The organism is Bradyrhizobium amphicarpaeae, from assembly GCF_002266435.3.
GTDB classification, from domain to species: domain Bacteria; phylum Pseudomonadota; class Alphaproteobacteria; order Rhizobiales; family Xanthobacteraceae; genus Bradyrhizobium; species Bradyrhizobium amphicarpaeae.
Genome location: NZ_CP029426.2, coordinates 1 through 25,964 on the forward strand (window position 1 = coordinate 1; position 25,964 = coordinate 25,964).

At 65.6% G+C, this 25,964-nt stretch carries 22 protein-coding genes; 16 read left to right on the top strand and 6 right to left on the bottom strand.

The window, feature by feature from the left end; genetic code table 11:
- The 13 genes from dnaA to CIT40_RS00065 all read left to right on the top strand — a co-directional run bounded on the left by dnaA (position 1) and on the right by CIT40_RS00065 (position 15,236).
- Complete coding sequence (dnaA, locus tag CIT40_RS00005) at positions 1 to 1,410, top strand: chromosomal replication initiator protein DnaA (RefSeq protein WP_094894413.1); 1,410 nt, start codon at positions 1 to 3, stop codon at positions 1,408 to 1,410.
- A gap of 106 nt (positions 1,411 to 1,516) precedes the next feature.
- A complete protein-coding gene (locus CIT40_RS00010; RefSeq protein ID WP_155526005.1) occupies positions 1,517 to 1,663 on the top strand; it encodes a hypothetical protein in 147 nt (48 codons plus the stop codon).
- 4 nt (positions 1,664 to 1,667) lie between these two features.
- Positions 1,668 to 2,786 carry a DNA polymerase III subunit beta gene (gene dnaN, locus CIT40_RS00015; protein WP_094894411.1) on the top strand — a complete coding sequence of 373 codons (1,119 nt, stop codon included), beginning with the start codon at positions 1,668 to 1,670 and terminating at the stop codon, positions 2,784 to 2,786.
- 120 nt (positions 2,787 to 2,906) lie between these two features.
- Positions 2,907 to 3,272: an endonuclease domain-containing protein gene (locus tag CIT40_RS00020; RefSeq protein WP_094894668.1), complete on the top strand. Its 366-nt coding sequence runs from the start codon at positions 2,907 to 2,909 to the stop codon at positions 3,270 to 3,272.
- 85 nt (positions 3,273 to 3,357) lie between these two features.
- The gene (gene recF, locus CIT40_RS00025; protein WP_094894409.1) at positions 3,358 to 4,494 is read left to right on the top strand and encodes a DNA replication/repair protein RecF; all 1,137 of its coding nucleotides are present in this window, start codon (positions 3,358 to 3,360) and stop codon (positions 4,492 to 4,494) included.
- 117 nt (positions 4,495 to 4,611) lie between these two features.
- Positions 4,612 to 5,355 (top strand): hypothetical protein, encoded by a 744-nt coding sequence (locus CIT40_RS00030; RefSeq protein WP_094894407.1) that lies wholly within the window; start codon positions 4,612 to 4,614, stop codon positions 5,353 to 5,355.
- A gap of 152 nt (positions 5,356 to 5,507) precedes the next feature.
- Complete coding sequence (locus tag CIT40_RS00035) at positions 5,508 to 7,664, top strand: hypothetical protein (protein ID WP_094894404.1); 2,157 nt, start codon at positions 5,508 to 5,510, stop codon at positions 7,662 to 7,664.
- A gap of 322 nt (positions 7,665 to 7,986) precedes the next feature.
- Positions 7,987 to 10,422 (top strand): DNA topoisomerase (ATP-hydrolyzing) subunit B, encoded by a 2,436-nt coding sequence (gene gyrB / locus CIT40_RS00040; protein WP_094894401.1) that lies wholly within the window; start codon positions 7,987 to 7,989, stop codon positions 10,420 to 10,422.
- Between the two features lie 143 nt (positions 10,423 to 10,565).
- Positions 10,566 to 11,033: a hypothetical protein gene (locus tag CIT40_RS00045; RefSeq protein ID WP_094894399.1), complete on the top strand. Its 468-nt coding sequence runs from the start codon at positions 10,566 to 10,568 to the stop codon at positions 11,031 to 11,033.
- Between the two features lie 133 nt (positions 11,034 to 11,166).
- Positions 11,167 to 12,462, top strand: a complete 1,296-nt coding sequence (murA, locus tag CIT40_RS00050) for a UDP-N-acetylglucosamine 1-carboxyvinyltransferase (protein ID WP_094894396.1) — start codon at positions 11,167 to 11,169, stop codon at positions 12,460 to 12,462.
- Between the two features lie 247 nt (positions 12,463 to 12,709).
- The gene (locus tag CIT40_RS00055; RefSeq protein WP_094894393.1) at positions 12,710 to 14,104 is read left to right on the top strand and encodes an MATE family efflux transporter; all 1,395 of its coding nucleotides are present in this window, start codon (positions 12,710 to 12,712) and stop codon (positions 14,102 to 14,104) included.
- Entirely contained in the window at positions 14,101 to 14,589 is a 489-nt protein-coding gene (locus tag CIT40_RS00060; RefSeq protein WP_094894390.1) for a DUF2867 domain-containing protein, read from the top strand. Before CIT40_RS00055 ends, CIT40_RS00060 begins: the two co-directional genes overlap by 4 nt.
- Entirely contained in the window at positions 14,586 to 15,236 is a 651-nt protein-coding gene (locus tag CIT40_RS00065; RefSeq protein ID WP_094894387.1) for a 2-hydroxychromene-2-carboxylate isomerase, read from the top strand. Before CIT40_RS00060 ends, CIT40_RS00065 begins: the two co-directional genes overlap by 4 nt.
- Position 15,237: 1 nt before the next feature.
- Here the strand turns inward: CIT40_RS00065 and CIT40_RS00070 are convergent, their stop codons facing one another.
- Positions 15,238 to 16,356, bottom strand: coding sequence for an FUSC family protein (locus CIT40_RS00070; RefSeq protein ID WP_094894385.1), 1,119 nt, complete (start codon positions 16,354 to 16,356; stop codon positions 15,238 to 15,240).
- Between the two features lie 117 nt (positions 16,357 to 16,473).
- On the opposite strand from CIT40_RS00070, the gene CIT40_RS00075 reads away from it, so the two are divergent.
- Positions 16,474 to 17,841: an MmgE/PrpD family protein gene (locus CIT40_RS00075; RefSeq protein WP_094894383.1), complete on the top strand. Its 1,368-nt coding sequence runs from the start codon at positions 16,474 to 16,476 to the stop codon at positions 17,839 to 17,841.
- 197 nt (positions 17,842 to 18,038) lie between these two features.
- On the opposite strand, the gene CIT40_RS00080 is transcribed toward CIT40_RS00075, so the two are convergent.
- On the bottom strand, positions 18,039 to 19,469 hold the full coding sequence (locus CIT40_RS00080; protein ID WP_094894380.1) for a serine hydrolase domain-containing protein: 1,431 nt from the start codon (positions 19,467 to 19,469) through the stop codon (positions 18,039 to 18,041).
- Between the two features lie 142 nt (positions 19,470 to 19,611).
- Positions 19,612 to 20,673, bottom strand: coding sequence for a helix-turn-helix domain-containing protein (locus tag CIT40_RS00085; protein ID WP_094894379.1), 1,062 nt, complete (start codon positions 20,671 to 20,673; stop codon positions 19,612 to 19,614).
- 225 nt (positions 20,674 to 20,898) lie between these two features.
- Here CIT40_RS00085 and CIT40_RS00090 point away from each other — a divergent pair, with 225 nt between their 5' ends.
- A complete protein-coding gene (locus CIT40_RS00090; protein ID WP_094894376.1) occupies positions 20,899 to 21,816 on the top strand; it encodes a pirin family protein in 918 nt (305 codons plus the stop codon).
- 74 nt (positions 21,817 to 21,890) lie between these two features.
- The gene (locus CIT40_RS00095; RefSeq protein ID WP_094894374.1) at positions 21,891 to 22,805 is read left to right on the top strand and encodes a phosphoribosylaminoimidazolesuccinocarboxamide synthase; all 915 of its coding nucleotides are present in this window, start codon (positions 21,891 to 21,893) and stop codon (positions 22,803 to 22,805) included.
- Positions 22,806 to 22,837: 32 nt separating this feature from the next.
- Here the strand turns inward: CIT40_RS00095 and CIT40_RS00100 are convergent, their stop codons facing one another.
- The 3 genes from CIT40_RS00100 to CIT40_RS00110 form a co-directional block, all read right to left on the bottom strand.
- The gene (locus CIT40_RS00100; RefSeq protein ID WP_094894371.1) at positions 22,838 to 23,923 is read right to left on the bottom strand and encodes an SbmA/BacA-like family transporter; all 1,086 of its coding nucleotides are present in this window, start codon (positions 23,921 to 23,923) and stop codon (positions 22,838 to 22,840) included.
- A gap of 107 nt (positions 23,924 to 24,030) precedes the next feature.
- On the bottom strand, positions 24,031 to 25,524 hold the full coding sequence (locus CIT40_RS00105) for an NAD-dependent succinate-semialdehyde dehydrogenase (protein ID WP_094894368.1): 1,494 nt from the start codon (positions 25,522 to 25,524) through the stop codon (positions 24,031 to 24,033).
- A 119-nt stretch (positions 25,525 to 25,643) separates the two neighbouring features.
- Complete coding sequence (locus CIT40_RS00110; protein ID WP_094894365.1) at positions 25,644 to 25,964, bottom strand: hypothetical protein; 321 nt, start codon at positions 25,962 to 25,964, stop codon at positions 25,644 to 25,646.

Here is a 25,964-nt window from a genome sequence, read left to right on the forward strand (position 1 = left end):
ATGACAATGGAACAGGATCGCTGGTCACGCGTGAAGAGCCGGCTGCGCTCGAACGTTGGCGAAGACGTCTACACGAGCTGGTTTGCGCGCATGGATCTGGAAGGCGTGCAGGAGGAGAGCGTGCGGCTCTCGGTACCGACCCGGTTCCTGAAGAGCTGGATTCAGGCGCATTATGCCGAACGCGTGCTGTCGTGCTGGCAGGCCGAAATGCCCGAAGTGCATCGCATCGACCTCACGGTGCGTTCGGCCGTGCGCCCGGTGGTGCAGCCGAAGGAAGCCCCCGCGCCGGTCGAGACGCGACGCGCGCCCGCGCCGGAGCTGCGTTCGACCGCGACCGCGCCGGTCTCGGCCAATCACGATGCGCTCGGCGGCTCGCCGCTCGATCCGCGCCTGACTTTCGCAAGCTTCGTCGTCGGCCGCTCCAACACGCTGGCGCATGCGGCTGCACGTCAGGTCGCGGAAGGTCGCCGCGGCGATCCCGTGATGTTCAATCCGCTCTACATCCATGCCGGCGTCGGGCTCGGCAAGACACATCTGCTGCAGGCGGTGACCTGGGCCGGCAATTCCGGCAACGAGCGCAAGGTGCTGTACCTGACGGCCGAAAAATTCATGTACGGCTTCGTCGCCGCGCTGAAGACGCAGACGGCGCTGGCCTTCAAGGAAGCGCTGCGCGGCATCGACGTGCTGGTGATCGACGATCTGCAGTTCCTGCAGGGCAAGTCGACCCAGGCCGAGTTCTGTCACACGCTGAACGCGCTGATCGATGCCGGCCGCCAGGTCGTGATCGCGGCCGACCGGCCGCCGTCCGATCTCGAAAGCCTCGACGACCGCGTCCGCTCGCGGCTCGCCGGCGGCCTCGTGGTCGAGATGGGCTCGCTCGGCGAAGAGCTGCGCCACGGCATCCTCAAATCGCGTGTCGCCGCGGCCCGCGCTCATCATGCGACCTTCGAGGTGCCGGAGGAAGTGCTGCTTTATCTGGCGCGCACCATCACCCATAACGGCCGCGACCTCGAAGGCGCGATCAACCGCCTGCTGGCGCACTCGAAGCTCAACAACCGGCCGGTGACGCTGGAGATGGCGGAGCACGAGGTGCGCGACCTGGTCCGGCCGCAGGAGCCGAAGCGGATCAAGATCGAGGACATCCAGCGCGTGGTGGCGCGGCAGTATAATGTCAGCCGCTCCGACCTGCTCTCCTCCCGCCGCACCGCCAATGTGGTGCGCCCGCGCCAAGTGGCGATGTATCTCGCCAAGACGCTGACCCTGCGCTCGCTCCCCGAGATCGGCCGCCGCTTCGGCGGGCGCGACCACACCACGGTGCTGCACGCCGTGCGCAAGATCGAGGCCCTGGTCTCCAAGGACACTGCGCTGTCCGAGGAAGTGGAGTCGCTGAAGCGCCAGCTTCAGGAATAAACGCCTAAGCTCCCGCCATTCTCCCGCCACCCAGGCCACGCCCGGGTGGCGGCCTGCGTTTTGGGCGGTAAATCGTGGGGAACTGCCCCGCAATCCCTTGAAACGGATGGCTTTCCGCGCCACCTTGCGCGACCCTGACGGCTTTGGTCATATCGGCTGGATGATCGGGCTTTCCGGGGTCTTCGGTGCCGTGGCGCGCGTCCCGCCGCCCGGCTTTTCCAACGCTGTGTTTTCTTTGGGATCGGGCGAGTAGTGCAATGAAGGTTACGGTCGAACGCGCGCAACTCCTGAAGTCGCTGGGCCATGTCCATCGCGTGGTCGAGCGCCGCAATACGATTCCGATCCTCGGCAACGTGCTGGTCCGGGCCGAGAACGCCAAATTGTCGCTGAAGGCGACCGACCTCGACCTCGAGGTGACGGAGACGCTGCCGGCGGAAACCGCGACCGCGGGTTCCACCACCGTGCCGGCGCACATGTTCTACGACATCGTGCGCAAGCTGCCTGACGGCTCGCAGATCGTGCTCGAGGCCGACGGCGACCGCGCCGTGCTGGCGATCCGCGCCGGCCGCTCGCGCTTCACGCTGCAGACCCTGCCGGAGAATGATTTCCCAGACCTGGCCGCCGGCGACATGTCGCATTCGTTCTCGCTCGCCGCCAAGGACGTCAAGCGGCTGATCGACCGCACCCAGTTCGCGATCTCCACCGAGGAGACCCGCTATTACCTCAACGGCATCTATCTGCACGCCGCCGGCACGCCCCAGGCCGCGACCTTGCGCGGCGTCGCCACCGACGGCCACCGCCTCGCCCAGCTCGATCTGGTGCAGCCCAAGGGCGCCGAAGGCATGCCCGGCGTGATCGTGCCGCGCAAGACCGTCGGCGAGGTGCAGCGCCTGATCGAGGATGCCGACGCCGAGATGACGATCGAGTTGTCGCAGGCAAAAATCCGTTTCACCATCGGCAACGTCGTGCTGACCTCGAAACTGATCGACGGCACCTTCCCCGACTACGGCCGCGTCATCCCGCAGGGCAACGACAAGGAGCTCGTCGTCGACAAGAAGGACTTCGAGAACGCGGTCGACCGCGTTTCCACCATTTCCAGCGAACGCGGCCGCGCCGTAAAACTGTCGCTGTCGCCGGGCAAGCTGGTGCTGTCGGTCACCAATCCGGATTCCGGCAGCGCGACCGAAGAGCTGGAGGTCGAGTACGCCTCCGACGCCCTCGATATCGGCTTCAACTCGCGCTATCTGCTCGACATCGCCTCCCAGATCGAAGGCGACGTCGCCACACTCCGGCTCGCCGATCCCGGCTCCCCGACCCTGGTGCAAGACCGCGACGACAAGAGCGCACTGTATGTGCTGATGCCGATGCGGGTGTGAGTGTGAGGCAGCGGCTTCTTCTTCTCTCGACGAAATCGCGATGCACGTTGTTGCGTCCTCTCCCCTTGTGGGAGAGGACAGCTCCGCCGGCGGAAACAAACTCAATCAGGTGAGGGGTTGGTGCCGCAGGATCCGTCCCATCGGCCCGTCCCCAGACCTCTCCGCCAATTTGCGAAGAATATGCGCCGCGAACCGACGGACGCCGAAGCCGCAATGTGGCGCCTGCTGAGAGACCGCCGTCTGTCCACATTCAAATTTCGGCGGCAGGTTCCGTTCAGGAATTACATTCTCGACTTTGTCTGCTTCGAGAAGCGCCTTGTGATCGAGATCGATGGGAGCCAGCACGCAGAATCACAACGCGATGTCGCTCGTGACGCCGCCCTCTCCGCTGAAGGCTTTTCCATCGCGCGCTATTGGAACAATGAGGTGCTACAGCAGCCCACTTCTGTGTTGGAAGACGTCCTTGCAAAGCTTGCCGGGCGGTAAGATACCCCTCACCCGTCGCCTCACTTCGTGAGGCGCCACCCTCCCCCACAAGGGGGGAGGGCTCAGAGCGTGCCGCAGCCCAAACATGACCCCCTCCCGCATTCATCGCCTGACGCTGACGCATTTTCGCAATTATCGGGCGGCGGGGCTCGAGACGGCGGCCGACATGGTGGCGCTGGTCGGGCCGAACGGGGCGGGCAAGACCAATTGCATCGAGGCGATCTCGTTCCTGTCGCCGGGACGCGGCCTGCGGCGCGCCACGCTGGAAGACATCGCCGACAACCAGGGCGACGGCTCCTGGGCGGTGTCGGCGCAGGTCGAGGGCGCGCTGGGGTTGGCGACGCTCGGCACCGGCATCGATGCGCCACGGCCCGATGCCGCCGTGAGCCGGCGCTGCCGCATCGACCGCGAGCCGGTGGGTTCGGCGGCCGCCTTCGGCGACCATATCCGCATGGTATGGCTGACGCCGGCGATGGACGGGCTATTCATGGGCGCAGGCTCGGAGCGGCGGCGCTTCTTCGATCGCCTGGTGCTGGCGATCGACAGCGAGCATTCCAGCCGCATCAACGCGCTGGAACGCTCACTGCGCTCACGCAACCGCCTGCTCGAAACCCGCAATTACGACGACCATTGGTGCGACGCGATCGAGCGCGAGACCGCCGAGCTTGCGGTCGCGGTCGCGGCAACGCGCGGCCAGACCGCAGCGCGCCTCACCGGCATGCTGAATGCGCGCGCGCAGGCCTCCGCCTTTCCCTCGGCGCAGATCGCGCTCGACGGCTGGATGGAGAACGCGCTGCTGACGGAGACGGCGACGTCGGTCGAGGACCGCTACCGCCAGATATTGCGCGACAACCGTCCGCGCGATGCCATCGCCGGCCGCACCACCGACGGCCCGCACCTCACCGATCTCCAGGTGATCTATGCGCCGAAAAGCATGCCCGCGCGTGATGCGTCCACGGGCGAGCAGAAGGCGCTGCTGATCGGGCTGGTGCTGGCGCATGCGAGCCTGGTCGCCGAGATGACCGGCATCGTGCCACTGTTGCTGCTCGACGAGGTCGTCGCCCATCTCGATCCCAGCAGGCGCGCCGCGTTGTTCGACGAGTTGCGCAAGCTTGGCGCGCAAGTGTGGCTGACCGGCGCGGATCCGGCCGCCTTCACCGAGATCGGCGCTGGAGGCGAAGTCTTCGACGTCGAGAGCGGACAGGTCTCGTCCCGACGCTAGGCCTTCGGGTTGAACCCGCCCTGTTCCATCAGCGACTAGCTGTCTGAAGCGGCGCCGACGGTGCCGCCGTTGTGCAATCGCGCAGGATTTCCCACGCGCGATGCTTGGAGCGTAGGCATGACGACGGTAAGGCATGGAACGAGAGCGCCTGCGCGATGGCAACTTCTTGCGTGCGGCCTCGCCCTGTTTGCGAGCTGCCTGCTCGCGGCAAGCGCCGGGGCCTGGGTATCGAATTTGTCGCCGCTGTTTTCGACCGCGCTCGCGCCGGATCCCGATGCGCAGCTGCCCGCGCCGGCCCGCTACCTCTATCGAGGAATCCACACCACCGTGATGCCCGGCGTCGAAGCCCCGCTCCGCACCCGGCTCGAAACCACCGTGCCCGCAGAGCTCGGCGACGTCCTCCGCTTCTATCGCAAGGAGCTTGGAAAGCTCGGCTGGCAGGAACAGCCCGATGGCGCGGTGATCGCAACCGATCACGTCCAGCTCGCCTTCACCTCGCCGCTGAGGCCGGCCGCACTGCAGCTCACCCGCAACGACAGCAGCACCTCGGTCCATCTCGTGCAGAAGAACGCCGATGCGGCGACCCGGGCCAATATCACACCCGAACCCGGCCAGGCGAAACTGGTGTTCAGCAATATCAGCGGGAGGGAAGCGGCGCTCACGATCAACGCACGAACGGTCGAGCGCGCCGCCGGCACCAATGCGGTATCGCTGGATCTGGCGCCCGGCAAGTATTCCTACGAACTGACCGTATCCAACCATTCAGCGGCCACGAACGTCCTCAACCTTGCCGCCGGCGATACCTGGGAGCTCACGATCGGGCGCGACGGCGACGCCTGGCCACCGCTCCAGCTGTATTGAGCAGCTACATGGCGCAGCCATATCGAGGCTTGCGCGATCTTTGAACCTCACGGGTTCCAGCCGCGACTTCTCGTCAGAGGCCGCGCCGATGGTGCCGCAGCCTGCAATCGCGCGCGAGCCGATGCGCACGCCATGCCCCTGGAGAAGTGACGATGTCGAGGATGACGCGCGGGACTCAGGTCCCGGCACGCTGGCGGCTGCTTGCATGCGGCCTGTTCCTGATGGCGAGCTGCGGGGTCGCGGCGGCCGCCGACCCGGGTATCGTCGACGTCCACGCGTTGCCGCAGCTCGAAGGCGCGGTGGAGGACACCTCGCGCCCCGATCCCTATCGCGTCGAATATCGCGTGCCGACGCCGCAAGCCGTGACGTCGCAGGCGGCGCGAAAGCTCCTGAACACCGAGGGCTGGGTGTCCTATGTGCTGCCGCTGGAAGAGAAGAGCGCCACGTTGAAATTCAAGAAGGGACGGCAGGGCCTGTCCGTTCACTTCACGCAAGCGCTCGGCCGGCCCGATCAATCCATGGTGTATTACAAGACCGACCGAATCTATTCGAACGTGCCATTTCCCGACGGCGCGAGCGACCTCGTGTTCGACGGCACGAGGCCCTATCTCGGCTGCATTGCACCCGGCGCGCTCGATGCGACCTCCGAGTTCTACACCAGCCGGATGGAAGCGATCGGCTGGCGCAAGCTCACGGCGGAAACGGCCGCGCGCTGGACCAATGCCGGCCTCGACGAGACCGTTCAGAATGGCGTGCGCGCGTTCTACGACCATCCCGAAGGCGACACGACGCAGTTCTACAAGCAGAAACCGGTCATGCTGACGTTGACGCGACGCGACGACGGCCGCACCAATGTCGAGATCCGGATCGCACCCTTCGCGCTGCCCGCCGATCTCAATGCGGACAGCGACGTCGCCGGCCTGCCGCGGCCGAACCCGACCAAGTGGACCAGAGGCCTCGGCAGCGCAAGCTCCAACAAACGCGAAATGAGCGTCGCCGCAATGGCCGAGCTGCCCGCGGTGCTCGCCTTCTATCATCGCGAACTCGCCGCGCGCGGCTGGCAGGACGATGGCAGCGCGCCGCTCGCCCCTGGCGACGACGTCGCCATCAAGATCTCCAACGCCGAGGAAACCGGCGTGCTGCGGCTCGGCCGCAAATATGATTTCACCATGGTCAGCCTGACCGCGCAGGTGAAGGAATCCGCGCTCGCCGCCCGCGCCAAGGCGAAGAAGGAAGCCGACGAGAAATTCCTGGGAGATGCGTTAGGTGCGGCCAGGCAGCTCATCGCCGCCGACGAAGCGAGACGCAAGGTGCAGGCGGCCACGCTGTCCGATGCACCGCTCAATGCGCTCGCCGGCAGCAGCACGCCGGTGCCGCTGCCCGAGACCGCCGAGGGCGTGAAATTCGAGGGCGACGACGGCCATCTCGAATTCTCCTCCACCTCGAGCGTCAAGGCGCTCACCGCGTTCTATCGCGCGTCACTCAAGCCCGCCGGCTGGAAGGAGCAGCCCTCCGTCATCAACCAGCCCAACATGGCGGTGATGGAATTCGCCAAGGGCGGCAAGTCGATCTCGATGACCGTGATGCAGATGGGACCGAAGGTGAATGTCCGCGCCGACGGATCGGGGCTGGTGATGGCCGCAGCGAAGCCGACGGCCGCCGCGGAGGTGCAGGCCAAATCCTCCGAGCCGCTCAAGCCCGATCCTGAATCCCAGCTCCCCGTGCCGACGCAGCGGTCGTCGACCTCGCTCGCCACCACCAAGATGCCGGGGAGCGAGACGCCGTTCCGCCGCGAGCTGGCAGCCAGCATCCCGGCCCCGCTCGGCGATGTCCTGGCCTTCTACCGGACTGAGCTTTCCAGGCTCGGCTGGCAGGAAAAAACCGGCGGCGCGACCGTGTCGGCCGAACGCGCACAGATCGACTTCACCTCGCCGCAAGGCCCGGCCGTGCTCAAGCTCGGCCGCGCCAAGGGCGAGACCACGGTCAGTCTGGCGCAGAAAAATCCGGATGCCGCTGCCAAGGCCGACATCATGCCGAAGCCCGGCCAGGCCAGGCTGATGCTCGGCAATATCGGGGCGAAGGAGGCCTCGCTGACGATCAACAAGCAGACGGTGAAGATCGCGGCCGGCGCCGGCGGTCCGCAATCGCCGAAAGGCCCGATGCTCGACCTTCCGCCGGGTACATATCAGTACGCCCTGCGCATGCCCGGGCGCCCGGCCCACACCGAGACCCTCACCGTCGCCGCAGGTGACGCCTGGGGCCTCATGGTGGGGCCGAGCGGCGACGTGCTGCCGCTGCAGATGTATTGAGGCTGCCGCGCTCATGGTCTCTCTGCTTCGTCAATGGCCATGACGAAGCCATGCGCATGCCTCGAAAGGCGCCTCGGAACACCTTTCCCTGAGCCCGCAAAAACCACGCCGTTCAACGCCGAAACACGCCCTCGAATCGGGCTTTTTGCAGCCCCCTAAATTGGTCGTCAGACGCCTTGAAAACCGGCCAAAAAACCCCATCTAGTCAAAGGGTTGCCGGAAGATACTTTGCGCTAGGCGCAAGCCCTCTTTCGTGGCACAAATAGCTCGCAAATCAGCGCCTTTTGCGCCGCTGATTCGGGCGACATCTCGAAGGCCTCTCATGACAGAACCTGCTCGGCAGCCCGCTGCCGAAAACGAGCTCTCCAATCCGAGCGATTACGGTGCGGAATCGATCCGCGTGCTCAAGGGTCTCGATGCCGTCCGCAAGCGCCCGGGCATGTATATCGGCGACACCGACGACGGCTCGGGCCTGCACCACATGGTCTACGAAGTCGTCGACAACGCGATCGACGAGGCGCTGGCGGGCCACGCCACGCGTGTCGATGTCGTGCTCAACGCCGACAATTCCGTCACCGTGCGTGACGACGGCCGCGGCATTCCCGTCGACATCCACAAGGGCGAAGGCATCTCCGCGGCCGAGGTCATCATGACCCAGCTCCACGCCGGCGGAAAGTTCGACCAGAACTCCTACAAGGTCTCCGGCGGCCTGCATGGCGTCGGCGTCTCCGTCGTCAACGCGCTGTCGAGCAAGCTCGGCTTGCGGATCTGGCGCGACAACAAGGAGCACTACATCGAATTCGCCCATGGCGATGCGGTCGCACCGCTCAAGGTCGTCGGAGATGCGCCGGGCCGACGCGGCACCGAGGTGACGTTCCAGGCTTCGACCGAGACTTTCAAGAACATCGAATATGATTTCGCCACGCTCGAGCACCGGCTGCGCGAGCTCGCCTTCCTCAACTCCGGCGTCAACATCGCGCTCTCCGACATGCGACACGCAGTCGAGAAGCGCGAGGAGATGCACTATTCCGGCGGCGTCGAGGAGTTCGTCAAATATCTCGACCGCAACAAGAAGGCGATCGTGCCGGCGCCGATCATGGTGCGGGCGGAAGCCAACGGCATTGGCGTCGAGGCCGCGCTGTGGTGGAACGACAGCTACCACGAGAACGTGCTGTGCTTCACCAACAACATCCCGCAGCGCGACGGCGGCACCCATCTGGCCGGTTTCCGCGGTGCGCTGACGCGCCAGGTCAACGGCTATGCCGATGCCCATGCCAAGAGGGAAAAGATCGCGCTGACCGGCGACGACTGCCGCGAAGGCCTCACCGCCGTGCTGTCGGTAAAGGTGCCCGATCCAAAATTCTCGTCGCAGACAAAGGACAAGCTGGTGTCCTCGGAAGTGCGTCCCGTGGTCGAGAACGTCCTCAACGAGGCGCTCCAGGCCTGGTTCGAGGAGCATCCCGGCGAAGCCAAGATGATCGTCGGCAAGGTGATCCAGGCCGCCGCCGCGCGTGAAGCCGCGCGCAAGGCGCGCGAGTTGACGCGCAAGAGCCCGCTCTCGGTCTCCTCGCTGCCCGGCAAGCTCGCCGACTGCCAGGAAAAGGATCCGGAAAAGTCCGAGCTGTTCATCGTCGAGGGCGACTCGGCAGGCGGCAGCGCCAAGCAGGGCCGCAACCGCGAATTCCAGGCCGTCTTGCCGCTCCGCGGCAAGATCCTGAACGTCGAGCGCGTCCGTCCCGACAAGATGCTGGGAAGCGAGCAGATCGGCACGCTGATCACCGCGCTCGGCACCGGCATCAGCGACGAGTTCTCGATCGAGAAGCTGCGCTATCACAAGATCATCGTGATGACGGACGCCGACGTCGACGGCGCCCATATCCGCACGCTGCTGCTGACTTTCTTCTACCGGCAGATGCCCGCCATCATCGACGGCGGCTATCTCTATATCGCCCAGCCGCCGCTCTATAAGGTCAACCGCGGCAAATCCGAACAGTACCTCAAGGACGAGAGGGCGCTGGAGGATTATCTGATCGATACCGGGCTGGACGATTGCGTCTACATTCCGGGTTCCGGCGGCGATCGCACCGGCCGCGACCTGCGTTCGCTGATCGACGATGCCCGCGCCGTCCGCGGCATCCTCCGCAGCTTGCACACCCGCTACAATCGCAAGGTGATCGAGCAGGCCGCCATCACGGGCGTGCTGAACAAGGCGATCTACGGCGACCCGGAGAAAGCCGCCGCGGCCGCGCAATACATCGCCGCCCGCCTCGACACGCTCGCCGACGAGGTCGAACGCGGCTGGGTCGGCCAATACGTCGAAGGCCAGGGTTTCCAGTTCGAGCGCACCGTGCGCGGCGTCAAGGAAGCCGCTGTGATCGACGATGCCTTCCTGGGCTCGGCCGAGGCACGCAAGCTCGACGAATACACCGTGAAGCTCCAGGACGTTTATGCTCGCCCCGGCAAGCTGCGGCGCAAGGACGTCGAGCACATGGTCTACGGCCCGGTCGACCTGTTCGAAGCGGTCACCGACGCCGGCCGCAAGGGCGTCACGCTGCAGCGCTACAAAGGTCTGGGTGAGATGAACCCGGAGCAGCTCTGGGAAACGACACTGGACGTCAATGCGCGCTCGCTGCTGCAGGTGAAGGTCAAGGAGGTCGACGAGGCCGACGACATCTTCACCAAGCTGATGGGCGACGTGGTCGAGCCGCGCCGCGACTTCATCCAGGAACACTCGCTCAGCGCGACGATCGATATTTGAGGGCGTTGGCATCGGATGGTCGTCATGCCCGGGACAAGCCCGGCCATGACGACGTGGGTGTACGTCGGCTGAACCTCACCACCCGTCATCGCGACGAAACGGCATGACCCCCGAGGCCAATTCCGGCCGGGAAGCCTCGTGCCATGACCGCCTCTGCAGCAACCAGTTCCGCTCTCCCCTCCCGCCGGCTCGGCATCATCGGCAGCATCGTCGGCGTGCTGGCGCTGATCGCGGCCGTGTTGCCGCATTGGGTCGTGCCGGTGCTGTATCCGCCACCGCCGGCGGACAAAGTGATTGTCGACACCGGCCATCGCTTGAAGGATCGCCTGATCGCGCGCGTCAAGGGCGTCGAGTACCAGGCCCCGCCGCGGGAGAAGTCGACGGGAAGCCAATTGAGCGAGGCGTCCTCGATCGCGGCGATCGCGCTTGGCCTGCTTGCCATCCTGCTCTCGGTCCTCGCCCTCGTGTTTCGCGAAGAGAGGCTCCTGGCGGGTGTCGCGGCCGCGCTCGGGGCCGGCGCCATTGCCGTCGAAATCTCCTTCCTGGCCATGGGCGTGCTGATGCTGATCGTGATCCTTTATGTGGTGGCGAATATCATCGGTCTGTTCTAAACGCCGGTCCGAAAAGGGGCTTTTTCGGCCGCTGAGTGGCCTTCCGCCGCAACAAGTGCGGAATTGCTCCCCTGCGCGATTCTCTGTAGTTTCCGCCCGAAACAGCCCACCCATCAGGACAGCGAGACTCCATTTGGCGCCCATCCAGTACATCGTCGAGGGCGGTCACCGGCTCTCGGGCTCGATCGAGCCGTCCGGCAACAAGAACTCCGCGCTGCCGATCATCGCCGCGGCGCTGCTCACCGAGCATCCGGTGACGCTGGAGAACGTGCCGCGCATTCGCGACACCGAGACGCTTGTCGAGCTGATCCGCTCGGTCGGCGCGTCCGCGGAATGGACCGCGCGCAATACGCTGCACATCCATGCCAAGAGCATCCGCGCCGCCGATCTCGACCCCGAGCTGTGCGTGCGCATCCGCGCCTCGATCCTGCTCGCGGGCCCCCTGCTCGCGCGCTGCGGCGAAGTGATGCTGCCGCCGCCCGGCGGCGACGTCATCGGCCGGCGCAGGCTCGACACACATGTGCTGGCACTGGAGCAGCTCGGCGCCAAGGTCACCGCGACCGACCGGCTGGAGTTTCGCGCGGCCCGGCTTGCCGGCGCCGACGTGTTCCTGGACGAGCCGAGCGTCACCGCGACGGAGAACGCGCTGGTGGCGGCGGTCGCCGCCGACGGCGTCACCTATCTGCGCAACGCGGCCTCCGAGCCGCATGTGCAGGATCTCGCCAATTTCCTGGTCGCGCTCGGTGCGAAGATCGAGGGCATCGGCACCAACACCATGATCATCCATGGTCCTGCGACGCTGGGCGGAACGACCTACCGGATCCAGCCTGACCATATCGAGGTCGGCTCGCTGATCGGGCTTGCCGCCGTGACGCGCTCGCCCTTGCGCATCACCCGCGCCGGCGTCGAGCATCTGCGCTCGATCCGCATGGGATTCGAGCGGCTCGGCATCGTCTGCCGCGTCGAGGGCGACGACCTGATCGTGCCGTCGAACCAGACGCTGAAGATCCAGGACGATTTCGGCGGCCACGTGCCGAAGCTGGAAGACCAGCCCTGGCCGGCCTTCCCGGCCGATTTGATGTCGATCGCGATCGTCACCGCCACGCAATGCGAGGGCGTGATCCTGATGTTCGAGAAGATGTTCGAATCCAGGATGTTCTTCGTCGACAAGCTGATCGCGATGGGCGCGCGCATCGTGCTGTGCGACCCGCACCGCGCGATCATCGCAGGTCCGAGCCGCCTGCATGGCGCGACCATGACCTCGCCCGACATCCGCGCCGGCATGGCCATGCTGCTGGCCGCCGTGTGCGCGCAGGGCACTTCCACCATCAACAATGCCGACCAGATCGAGCGCGGCTACGAGCGAATCGAGGAACGGCTGAACGCGCTGGGCGCGAAGATCAAGCGCGTGCCGGAGCGCAAGGGCTGAGGCGGTTTCTGCCCTGTGGCAGAAGGTGATGCGAAGCGCCCAGTCTCGTAGGGTGGGCAAAGCGAAGCGTGCCCACGCTTCTGTAGCAATATTGGAGAGATGGTGGGCACGGCGCAAATGCGCCTTTGCCCACTCTACCAGACCTTTCCTTCTTCCCCTGTAGGAGAAGGTGGCGCGAAGCGCCGGATGAGGGGCGAGGGAAACACGGGCCATGTTTTTGGCACCTCCCCGTGCTAAGCACCCCGCCATGCTCGACACCTCGCAACATCAATCGCAGCCGCAAGCCGGCGTGCCGCAGAACCATCTCGCCGAAGAATTCGTCGAGACGCTGCGGCTGGCTGTGCCGATGATGCTGACCCAGCTCGGGCAGATCGCGATGATCACGACCGATCTCGCGCTGATCGGACGGCTCGGCGAGGATTCGGTGGCCGCGGCGGCGCTGGCGCATACGGTCTATTTCGTCAGTTTCACATTCGGGCTCGGGCTGATGTCGGCGGTGTCGCCGCTAGCCGCGCAGGCGTTCGGCGCCGGCGACGTCAGGCGTGTCCGAGGCTCCTTGCGCGTGGGATTATGGGCCGCGTTGCTGATTTCACTGCCGATGATGGCCTCGCCGCTCTATGGCAAGCAGATCCTGATCGCGCTCGGTCAGGCGCCGCAGATGGCGGAGCTGGCGCAGCATTATCTGAACGGTCTCGCCTGGGGCATTGCACCGGCGCTCGGCTTCATCGCACTGCGCAGCATGATGAGCGCCGTGAACCGTCCGCAGCCGCCGCTGTGGATCACAGTGGCTGCGATCCCGGTCAATGCCGTTCTCGTCTACGTCCTGATCCACGGCCTGTTCGGCCTGCCCGAGTTCGGTCTGTTCGGCGCCGGACTTGCGACCACGATCGTCAATCTCGGGACCTTCGTCGCAACGATGGCCATCGCAGCGTGGCGGAAGCCGTTTGTGGACTACCGCCCGCTCGCCCATCTCTGGCGGATCGACTGGGCCCTGATGAGGCAATTGATCGCGGTCGGCGCGCCGATCTCGTTCTCGCTGCTGCTGGAATATGGCCTGTTCTCGTCCGCGGCGCTGTTGATGGGACTGATCTCGACCACGGCGATCGCCGCGCACCAGATTGCGCTGCAAATGACCGCCGTGTTGTTCATGGTGCCGCTCGGGATCGGCATGGCGGCGACGGTGCGGGTCGGTCACGCCTACGGACGTGGCGATTCCGCCGCAGTGAAGCGCGCAGGGCTGGCCGCTGTCGGGCTAGGCGTCACGCTGGTCACGGCCCTGACCATTGGCATCGTGCTCGGCCGCTATGAGCTGGGACGATTGTTTTTCGGCCGTGGTGAAGCCAGCGCACCGACGGTGGCGCTGACCGCAACGCTGCTGCTGGTCGGCAGCACCTTCTTCATCGCCGATGGCCTGCAGACCATCATGGGCGGCGCGCTGCGCGGCATCAACGACACCAGGATGACGCTGCTGTTCGCCGCGATCGGCTATTGGGGAATCGCCTTTCCCACCGGCTGGCTGCTGGCATTCCACACCGGGCTCGGCGCGGTCGGCATCTGGGTCGGATTCTCGGTGGGGACCTTCGTCTATGCCGGATTGTTGATCTTGCGCTTCCAAATGCTGACGCGCAGATTGGCTGGATGAGTACGAAAGTCCGCGAAGTCACTCCCGAGGTTCGAGCCGACATGCTGCTGTCCGGCGCGCAGTTCATCGACGCGTTTCGCGTGGATGTCGGCGCGAGCGCGATCAACGCCCGTGAGGCCTGCTCCAGAATGGTGCTGGACGGGCCCCGGTGGATCGATGCGCTGCTGCGCTTGCGCAACATCCTGGTGACGCCCTTCGGGTTGAAGACGTCAGGCGAAGGCGCTCCGGCGCCGCATGGTGTGATCGGACTGTTTCCTGTCATCGACGAAACGCCGGAGCGGCTGGTGGCGGGGTTCGACGACTCTCATCTCGATTTCCGTATCGTGGTCGACGTTGCCGGCGCTGCCGCAAACCGGCAGGTGACCTCGACCACGCTGGTGCGGACGCATAATCTCCTCGGCCGAACCTACCTCAGGCTCATCATGCCCTTTCACAAGCTGGTCGTTCGCAGCATGATGGGGCGCATCACGGAGCCGGCCCGATGACGATGAAAGTCGATCTCTTCTACTCTTTCCGCAGTCCCTACAGCTACCTCGCGCTGCCCAAGACGCGCGAGCTGGTCACGGATTACGATCTCGACGTCAATTTGCGGCCGGTCTATCCGCTGGCGGTGCGCGTGCCTGGCTTTTTCAAGAAGGCCAATCCGCAATTCGCGCGCTATGTCGTGCGCGATTCTACCCGCGTGGCGGAATACCAGAACATTCCGTTCCGCTTTCCGCGGCCCGATCCGATCGTGCAGGACATGACCACGCTCGAGGTCGCGGCCGAACAGCCCTACATCCATCGCCTGACGCGGCTCGCGGCCATGGCACAGCTCGAGGGCCGCTCGCTCCAGTTCACGTCTGCGATTGCGCCCGTGCTGTGGGACGGCTCGGTGGCGGGCTGGAACGAAGGCGATCACCTCGCGCGCGCCGCCGAGAGCGCGGGGTTCGATCTCGCCGCGATGGATGCAGCGATCAGCACGGATCCGGATCGCTACGAGCAGGTGATCGCGGAGAACGAGAAGGACCACGCCGCCTCAGGCCATTGGGGCGTGCCGACCTTCGTGTTCGAGAGCGAGCCGTTCTTCGGCCAGGACCGCATCGACCTCCTGCTCTGGCGCATGCAGGGCAAGGGGCTGGCGAAGCGGTAGCTTACTCCGCCACACGCACAGATTTGCCCGCCGCTGCCTCCGACCATTCGCCGACGACGCGGTCGAGGTCGCAGAGATTCTGGTGCATCTGCTCCAGCGAGAAGCCGAGCGCGAAGAAACGTTCGGCGGTGTCGCCGGCATGGCCCCGGATCAGGCCGTCCTGGCGCACGGCGGCGACCGCCTCTGCATAGTGCTGAAGCGCGACGTGGACAGGATGGATCGGCGGCGCGCCGGCGCCCTCGCGCAACGCCGCCGCGGCCGACCGCAGGAAGCGCGCGATCACGGTCGAGACTTCCGTCAGCGGCGCTGCAAGCCGGGTCTGCACCTCGATCGGCAGCGGCACCACGGTGGCGCGGCCGATCATCACGACGTCATGACGCAGCCGCAGAACCGTTCGCAGCAGCGGACCGGTGTCGGGCCCGCTCGACAGCCGCGCGGCGCGCTCGCGCTCGGCTTCCGCGCCGATCGCATTGAGCCCGACCATCGCCGTGCCGATGCCGTCCTGGATCCAGTGCAGCGCGTCGTTGTCGCGGCCGCGAGTGAGGCCCGCGAGCAGCTCGGTGAAGGCGTCCGCAATCAGCTCGAGCAGGATCGCCGCACTGGCACGGATCTGCCGTACCGCGCGTGACGGCAGCACCAGGAACGAGACCAGCAATCCCGTGACGGCGCCGACCCCGACCTCGCTGACGCGGTCGATCGCCGAAGTCATGGGATCGGCATGATGCATGGTCGGAAGCACCAGCACGATCACGGCGGTCACCGTTGCAGAGCTCAGATTCGGATAGATCGCTGCGACAAAGGCAAGCGGGGCGACGGCCAGCACCAGCAAGCCCAGAAGGCCCAGCTCGCCGGAATAGGGGATCAAGATCGCGATGGCGCCGCCATAGATCGCGCCGCCGATGGTGCCGAGCATGTAGTCGCGGCTCGCCTTCAGCGAGCGTCCGACGCTCATCTGGGTCACGATGATGGAGGTGAGGACCGCCCAGAGCGGCAACAGCAGGTGCAGCGCGGTAGCAACCGCGTAGGCAGCGGTGGCCGCCACCGTGACCCGGACCGCCAGCCCCATCTGCGTCCGACGCGACCAGACCCGGTCGAACAGCTGCGTTGCGAGTGCCTTCATCGAATGTCCCGGTCCCCTGTCGAGCCAGGCAAAAGCATGGCTGATGCCCGCGGTCGCAAGGCCGCTTGAAAGGCCAAATCAGCCCGCCTAACTTGCGCGCCAAAACGAGGAAACACGATGGCCCACGAAACCGCAACGCTCGCTGCCTACGTCTTCAACCTGAAATACCAGGATATTCCCGCGGAGGTGCTCGATCGCGCAAAAGTGCTGACGCTGGATTTCCTCGGCAGCGCGATCCGGGCCCGCAGCGAGGCGGAATCGACCCCATCGATCCTGAAGATGCTGGAGGCGCTCGCGCTCGACACCAAGGGCTATTCCACCGTGTTCGGCGACACCAACACCTGGACCCCGGCGGTCGCGGCGCTGCTCAACGGCGCGCTCGGCCATTCCCTCGACTTCGACGACACCCACGCCGATTCCTCGCTGCATCCGAGCGCACCGGTGGTTCCTGCCGCCTTCGCCGTCGGCGAGATGGTCGGCGCGTCGGGCCGCGACGTGCTGACCGCGATCGTGGCGGGCTATGAGGTCTGCTGCCGGCTCGGCAATGCGCTCGATCCGACCTCGCATTATGCGCGCGGCTTCCACCCGACCGCGACCGCGGGCACCTATGGCGCGGCGGCTGCGGCCGGAAAACTGTTCGGCCTCTCCGAGCAGCAGATCATCGCGGCCTTCGGCGTCTCCGGCAGCCAGGCCGCAGGCTCGCTGCAATTCCTGGTCAACGGCGCCTGGAACAAGCGCTACCAGGTCGGCGCAGCCGCGATGAACGGCGTGATCGCCGCGACGCTCGCGCGCAACGATTTCGTCGGCTCGGCCGAATCGGTCGAAGGCAAGCACGGCCTGCTCGCCGGCTATACCGACGATCCGCATCCCGACAAGGCGGTCGCCGGACTCGGCAACATTTATGAGACCATGAAGATCGGCGTGAAGCCGTATCCGAGCTGCCGCTACACCCATGCCGCAATCGACGCGCTGATCGCGATGCGACGCGAGCACAATCTGACGCCAGACCAGGTCAAGCGCGTCGAGATCGGACTGCATCGCAACGGCATCACGCTGACCGGCGATGCCGCGACCAAGCGGCACCCGAGCTCGATCGTCGGCGGCCAGTTCTCGATGTTCTTCACCGGCGCGCTCGCGCTCGACCAGGGATCGTTCGGCTGGGACGACTATAGCCGCCTTGGCGATGCCGCGATCGACGCGCTCGCCGACAAGTTCGACGTGGTGCAGGACGACCGCTTGGAGGTCGGCCGCACGCACCCCTTTGGCGCGCGGGTCAGCATCACCACCGAGGACGGCGTGCATGAGCGGCTCTATGCCGATCCCTCCGGCGAGCCGAATTCGTTCCCGGACGCGCAAGCGATGCAGCAGAAGTTCCTGACGCTGGCCCGGCCGGTGCTGAATGCGCGGGCGGAAAAGTTTGCGGATGCGATCATGACGCTCGAGCGGTTCGATCGCGTGGCGCAGGCGACGGAGCTGGGACGGTAGCAGCGAGACAGCTGCGCTCTCTTCCCCTCGCCCCTTGTGGGAGAGGGTGGCTCGCCGCGGTAGCGGCGAGACGGGTGAGGGGTATATCTCCGCGAGCACTTTCACGCAGTTGAATTCCACAGAAGCAACCCCTCATCCGGCGCTTCGCGCCACCTTCTCCCACAAGGGGAGAAGGGAAGAAGAGCGCTCCACTCCTCTCAATCCGCCCCCGCCATCTTTCCCTTCTCGCGCGTTGCCGCCACCACGTCGCGCACGAGATCGAACACGCCGTCGACTTGCGGCGGCCAGTTCGGCGAGCGTCCCATCCGCACGATCACCAGCTTCTCCGAGGGGATGACGATGGTGTATTGCCCGATCGTGCCCTTGGCGAAGAAGGCATCGCGCGGCCAGCCGTGCTCGATGCGAAAATTTGCGCCAAAGCTGTCGCCCTGATTGGTCCAGAAGCCGGCACCGATACCGACCCACGCATTCGGCGTGGCCGTCGCGGAATAGTTCACCCAGCCCTCCGGCAGGATGCGTTTGCCGCCGGCGACGCCGTCATTGAGATACAGCTGGCCGAAACGCGCCCAGTCGCGCGCGGACGCGAGCATCTCGCTCGACCCTTCGATCGTGCCCGAGCCATCGAGCTCGAGCGTGACATGGCGCATGCCGAGCGGGACAAACAGTTCGCGGCGCGCGAAGCGCAGCGCGTCTGCGGGACTGCCGCCCGCAGCAACGCGGATCAGACGCGAGAGGATGAGGGTGTTGCCGTCATGATAGTTCCACGCCGTGCCGGGCGCGGTCTTGAGCGGGATGCTCGCGGCATAGGCGGCCATGTCAGCCTCCACGAACTTCATGCGGTTGACCGGCTCGAAGGCCGAGCCAAGCGAGGCCTCTAACGAACTGCCAAGCGCAAGGCCCGCAGTGTGCCGCAACAACTGATCGACGGTGATGGCATGACGCGGATCATCCGGATTTGCCCAAGCCGCGACGGGCGCGGGCCCGTCGAGCTTCAATTTCCCCTCGCGCACCAGCACGCCTGTCAACGCCGAAATCACCGACTTCGTCATGGAGAAGCCGAGCAGCTGTGTCTCCGGTCCGATGCCGTCGGCGTAGCGCTCGGCGATGACGCGGCCGGCCTTCATCACGACGATGGCGCGGGTGCGGCGGTGAGGCGGCTGTGCGGGTTCGGTGAAGGCGCGGTCGAGCGCGGCGGCCAGTTCCTCGGTTTGCGGCGACACGATCGCAGGACCGGCGATCTCGGGCAGCAATGCCGGCGGCCTGTCGTCGGCGGGCGGCACCGCCACGTCGGCGAGTGCAGCGCCATGGTCGAGCGTGCAGCCGAGACCTTCGCGATAGACGGCATGGCTGCGGCCAATGCCGAACAGCGTTACCGTGACGTCCTTGCGTACGCGGTCGACCCGGTAGTCCATCGCCCAGGTGATCAGACCGGTCCCGGGCATGGCGTCGGTGGTCTCGGCAAAGTTGGGTTGTGGATCCAAGCCCGAGACGAATGTCTCGGAGCACAGGATGCCGGCCACGAAGCCGGTCGCGACCCTGGGCACGTCGCGGGCCCGGGCGGCACCGAGCGCAAGGCCGGCGCAGACGATGGTGGTGGTGAGGAGGACGATCTTGCGGCGGCGGGTCACGGGCTTTCTCCGGCTGGGAACGTGGCAGGAGGAAGCGGCACGCGGACGGTGGATGCTCGCCGGATTTGGAAATTGGCCTGCCTGAAACCGCAGCGCGCTCGCCGATTCCGAAATATTGCTGTGATTACAGTGATTTAAAAATCTAGACCGCGTTCACTTTCAGCCGCCGGTACTCCGTCGGCGTCACGCCGGTCACTGCCTTGAAGGCGCGGTTGAACGGCCCCAGTGACTGGAAGCCCGCGTCCATTGCGATGGTGATGACGGGGACCTCGGCCTGGGCGGGATCGGCCAGCGCGGCCTTGGCCTCCTCGATGCGGTGGTTGTTCAGGAACACATTGAAGTTGCGGTAGCCGAGCCGCTGGTTGATCAACCGGCGCAGTCGATATTCCGGGATTTTCAGCCGGCCAGCGAGCACCCCGATGGTGATGTTCTCGTGGCGATAGATCCGCTCGTCCGCCATCAGGCGCATCAGGGCGTCGATAAGCTTTTGGTCGGCGGCATCCTCGGTCGCAGGCTGACTGAAAACAACCGATGGTTCGGGCTCCACCGTGGCCGGAAACAGGTCCGCTCCGTCCACGCGCATCATGGCATAGACGATCGCTGCAACAGTACAGGTGAGCGCGCCGGCATTGACGGTTTCGGCGACAGCGCCGACGTGGTAGCCGGCGGCGGCGATCTGGAGCACAGCGTTCAGCCCGCCATAGAGCGCGACGGCGCAGACGACGAAGACACGAGCGCTGCGGCGGCGCTCGACCAGGTCGGCCGGCCAGGAGGCGATCATCTGCCCGACCGCGAGCGCGATGAAACCGAGCACGATCAGATTGACCACCGTCACCGAGAACCGCACATGGCCGCTGGGCGCAATCCAGACGCAGCCTGCGAAGCTGAAGGCCACCACCAGCGCCCAGATGCATCCGTGCCACCAGCGGAGGCGAAATTCGTCGTCGAACAGGGAGCGTGTGAACAGCCAGAACACCACGATGTCGCCAGTCGACAGCGCGATCAGCGGCGCGTGCAGGAGCGGGATCGGCGACGTCACGTCCACCGAATAGCTCGCCGCATGCGCGGCCGAACCGAGGGCAAAGGCGGTGGCGAGACGGGCCGCCAGCACGTTGCGGAAATCGGAGACCAGCGACGCAGCCAGCATCAGCAGCAGCGCCACGCTGGCGGCGCGGAAGGCGAGCTCTGTTGCCGCAAGGGTCATCGGGTGATGCGATCGGTCGCGGTTGACATCAACCGAACATCCTTCGTCAGGCGGCGCATTTCAAGATGGATCATATCAGAGAAACCATCACCCGCTCCTGTTTCCGGATTTGGTCTCGCCGATATCGCGCGATGACGGCAAATAGACCGTCGCGGCGTTGCGGCGGCGGCGCGACGGAGGCCGTCAAATCGTGTTAGGATCGCCGCAAGAGAGAAGGAATTCACCATGAGCTGGCAACCCTCCAACGATCCCGTGCTCGGCGATCCCATGTCCTGCGATGCGCTCGATCTCGTCATCGTGCCGCGCACGCGCGATCTCGGCGACGGGTTCGCGGTGCGGCGCGCGCTGCCGCACGGCAAGCGGCAGATGGTCGGGCCTTTCATTTTCTTCGACCATTTCGGACCGGTCCAATTCGTCTCCGGCAAGGGCATGGACGTGCGGCCGCATCCGCATATCGGGCTTGCCACCGTCACCTATCTGTTCGACGGCGCGATCATGCATCGTGACAGCGAGGGCAACGTCCAGGAAATCCAGCCCGGCGCGATGAATTTGATGACGGCCGGGCGCGGCATCGCGCATTCCGAGCGCACGCCCGATGTGCAGCGCGCCTCGGGCCAGAAGATGCTTGGCCTGCAAAGCTGGATCGCACTGCCGGCCGGATCGGAGGAGATCGCGCCGTCATTCCAACATTACGGCTCGGGCGATCTGCCTGTTATCTCCGAGCGCGACTTCACCGCGAAGGTGATCGCAGGCTCGTCGTTCGGCGTCACCTCGCCGGTGAAAATGGTCTCGCCCTGGTTCTATACCGAAGTGACCGCCGCCGCCGGCGCGAGCGTGCCTCTCGACCCCGATCATGAGGAGCGCGCGATCTATATCGTCGATGGCGAGGTCGAGATCGCAAACGAGCGTTACGAGGCGCCGCGGCTGCTGATCTTCCGTCCGGGCGACCGCATCACCGTGAAGGCCTTGAAGCCCACCCGGATGATGTTTCTCGGCGGCGATGCGCTGGAAGGTCCGCGCCACGTCTGGTGGAATTTCGTCTCCTCCAGCAAGGAGCGGATCGAGCAGGCCAAGCAGGACTGGAAAACCGGCCGTTTCGCCGCAGTTCCGCAGGAACATGAGTTCATTCCGCTGCCGGAATAGGCTAATCCGGCGTCCGGCCATGCTCTCAGGCGCGGCCGGATGTCCCGATCGCCTTGTCTTTGAAAGCCTTGCCAATGACCGCCATGCTCTCCAGCGACCTGCCCCTGACCAAGCTCGGGCGCGGCAAGGTGCGCGATATCTACGCCGTCGACGACGACCGCCTGCTGCTCGTCACCACCGACCGCATCAGCGCCTTCGACGTCGTGATGGGTGAGACCATCCCGATGAAGGGCGCGGTGCTGACGCAGATCAGCGCGTTCTGGTTCAACGAGCTCGAGGGTGTGGTGCCGCACCACATGATCAGCGCCGACACCGATGAGATCATCGCGGCCGTGCCGGCGTTGCAGCCGCACCGCGCCGAGCTTCTCGGCCGCTCCATGCTCTGCAAGCGCACCACCGTATTCCCGATCGAATGCGTGATCCGCGGCTATCTCTCCGGCTCGGCCTGGAAGGAATATGCCGCCAGCGGCACGCTGGCGGGCGAGAAGCTGAAGGCGGGCCTCGTCGAGAGCGAAAAGCTCGAGCCCTCGATCTTCAGCCCGGCGACCAAGGCCGAGACCGGTCATGACGAGAACATCACCATCGCGAAGATGCGTGAGGTCGTAGGCGACGAGGTCGCCTATACGCTCGAGAGCATGACGCGCGCGATCTACACGCTCGGCGAGGAGCTCGCCCGCGAGCAGGGCATCATCATCGCCGACACCAAGTTCGAGTTCGGCCGCGACAAGGACGGCCGCATCATCCTGATCGACGAGGTGATGACGCCGGATTCCTCGCGCTTCTGGGCAGTCGATGCCTACAAGCCCGGCCAACCGCAGGCGAGCTTCGACAAGCAGCCGTTGCGCGACTATCTCGACGTCGAGCGCCGCGCCGGCCGCTGGAACGGCGACGCCCCACCGCCTCCGCTGCCGGCGAGCGTGGTCGATGCGACCAGCAAGAGATATCTCGAAGCGTATCGGCGGGTGACAGGGGCGGAGCTGAAGATCTAGCAGACAGCGTTTCGAACCGGCGATGGCCGGCGTCAGGCGCTGGGCGCGCGGTCGGCATCCAGGGCCAGCAGAAGCTCGGCAACCCGGTTGGCGGAGGCCGTCCATTCCGCAAGCTTGGCATAATTGTCCGTGAACCAGTTGAATGCGGTCTGGACAACGACGAACGCTGCCGACGCCTGAACCACCTCGCCGAGCGTTATGGTGTCGTCGAGATATTTGGGCAGGCAGAGCAGCAGGCCGACCACCGGCGTCACCAGAAGTCCTGTGTAAGTCACCAGCGTCATCCGCATCAACTGCCAGCAATAGATCCGCCAGATGGCAATCACGGCCTTCAAGGCGGCGCCGACGGCGTGACGGTCGCTGATGCCGGGCCCCTGCTCCAACTTGCCTTCGCGGGTCTCGCGCACATGGGTTCCGATCGCCCGCAGCTCGGCTTCCATGCGCTTGTTTTCCTCGATGACCCGGGTCAGCCGGCCGGCTGTCAGCCAGATGCCGATCGCCAGCAGCGCGGAATATGCGATCACCGCGAGGACGAGATAGCCGGGAATCGCAAAGCTGATGCCGTCGAACTCGACCGCCAAGCTGCCGCCGACCGACCACAGCACGCCGACGAAGGTTCCGATCGTGAGCACCGATTGAAGCAGACCGGTGACCAGATCGATCGGGAAGTCCGTTGCCACCTTGGCATCTTCAGCAATGCGATATTCCGGCGCCTCGTGATGTCCCTCGATGGAGCTGCGTCCGGGAGGCGGATCATCCGTCAGCCAGTCAGCATAGAGGTGGTTGCTCAGCCACTCGCGCCAGGACCGCTGCAGGGTCATGCGCGCCCACACGGAAAACACGGTCAAGGCGATGCTTGCCGCCGCCAGCGGCAGAAATCGAAGCGCCTGGAACAACAGCTCCGCCTGATCCTTCCGGCCGACGGCGTTGAAGAAATCCCGATTCCAGAAGTTCAGACCATATTGCGTCAGGAGCTGGAGGACGACGTTGACGATCAACGCGATCACCAGGAGCCAGGCCGTCCAGGCGGAGGGTCCGCGCCAGTATCCCGAGGCGCTCTGCCAGAAGCGGCCGAGAAGCTGCTTCTCACCCGGAAAGAAAGAACTCCTCGTCAGCATCAGCTGAGCCGCAAATCCTGGGCGCGCACCATCCCTATGATGCCGCGCGCCCCAAATTAGGCGGTCTCGCCTGAGGCCTCTTGACCTGCGTCAAGCGACGCTGGCGGCTACACTCCCGCCATCATCACGTATTTGATCTCGACATATTCTTCCATGCCGTGATGCGAGCCTTCGCGCCCCAGGCCACTCTCCTTGACGCCGCCAAAGGGCGCGACTTCGGTGGTGATCAGGCCGGTGTTGACGCCGACCATGCCTGATTCCAGCGCCTCGGCGACGCGCCAGACCCGGCCGAGATCGCGGGAGTAGAAGTAGGACGCAAGGCCAAACGGCGAGGCGTTGCACATTGCGACCACGTCGGCTTCGTCCTTGAAGCGGATCACCGGCGCCAGCGGACCGAAGGTTTCTTCCTGCGCCACCAGCGAGTCCGACTTGACGTCGGCCAGCACGGTCGGTTCGAAGAACGAGCGCCCGAGCTCGCTGCGTTTGCCGCCGGTCACCACCTTGGCACCGCGCTTGACGGCATCGGCGATGTGGCGCTCGACCTTGTCGACCGCCTTCATGTTGATCAGCGGGCCCTGCGTGACGCCGGATTCCGTGCCGTCGCCGATCTTCATCGCGGCAACCTTCTTCGACAGCTTCTGCACGAACTCGTCGTAGATCTTGTCCTGGGCGTAGAGGCGGTTGGCACAGACGCAAGTCTGGCCCATGTTGCGATATTTCGAGACGATGGCGCCCTCGACCGCGGCGTCGATATCGGCGTCGTCGAACACCACGAAGGGCGCGTTGCCGCCGAGCTCGAGACCGAGCCGCTTCACGCCGACGGAGGCTTGCTGGTAGAGGATCTTGCCGACTGCGGTCGAGCCGGTGAAGCCGACGAAACGCACCGCCGGATGCTCGCACAGCACCTTGCCGATCGGCGGCGCGTCACCGGTGACGATGTTGAGCACGCCCTTGGGAATGCCGGCCTTCTCGGCGAGTACGGCCAGCGCCAGCGCGGAGAGCGGCGTCTCGTTGGCGGGCTTGAGCACCACGGTGCAGCCGGCGGCGAGCGCCGGCGAGACCTTGCGCGTGATCATCGAGTTGGGGAAATTCCACGGCGTGATCGCGCCGCAGACGCCGATCGGCTGCTTGATCGCGAGCAGCCGGGCGTCGGGCCGCTGCGTCGGAATGGTCTCTCCGTAGACGCGGCGGGCTTCCTCGGCGAAGAACTCGATATAGGCCGCGCCGATGTCGACCTCGCCGAGCGCCTCGGAGAGCGGCTTGCCCTGCTCGGAGGTGAGGATCAGCGCGAGATCCTCGCGGTTGGCGATGATCAGTTCGAACCATTTGCGCAGGATGTTGGAACGCTGCTTGGCGGTGTGCTTGGCCCAGCCAGGAAAGGCGCGCTGCGCAGCCTCGACCGCCTTGGTCGTGTCGTCCGCACCAAGCTGCGGCACTTTTGCGAGCTCGACGCCGGTCGCGGGATTGTTTACCGCGAACACCGGCGTACCGACCCAGGCGCCGTCGATATAGCAGGCCTCCTTCAGCAGCGCCGGGTCTTTCAACCGGTCGCGCAGGGTGGCGGTGGCTTGCGTGGCGCGTGCGGCAGCGGGCGGGGTCATGGCGTTACTCCTCGAACGATCATTTTGGGGCGATCGGATCGGCCGGAATATAGGGACAAGCGGCACGCAATGCACCGTCCCACAACGCACATCTGATGGGAGTTAAACCGGCAGCCGCCTTAGGCCGCGCCGCTCATATAGGTCTCGCGGCGGCCGATCATGCGCTCTGCCGCGGCCTTGGCGTCGGCCTTCGACGAGGTTGCGCAGGTCCGGTATTCGAGATCGGGAACGTCGGACGGGTTGCGGCGGCCGAACCAGTTTTTCGAGCCGACCGGCAGCAGCGCCAGGGATTGCGCCAGATTGTCGACGGCACCGAACGAATAGAGCGCGCCGGTCCCGGCGATGCGCACCTCGTAGATCCCGGGCGAAATCGGCGCCTCCAGGTTCTCGCCCCGTCCGGGACGGGGATAGCGCTTCCATTCGCTCCAGGTCGAAATCAT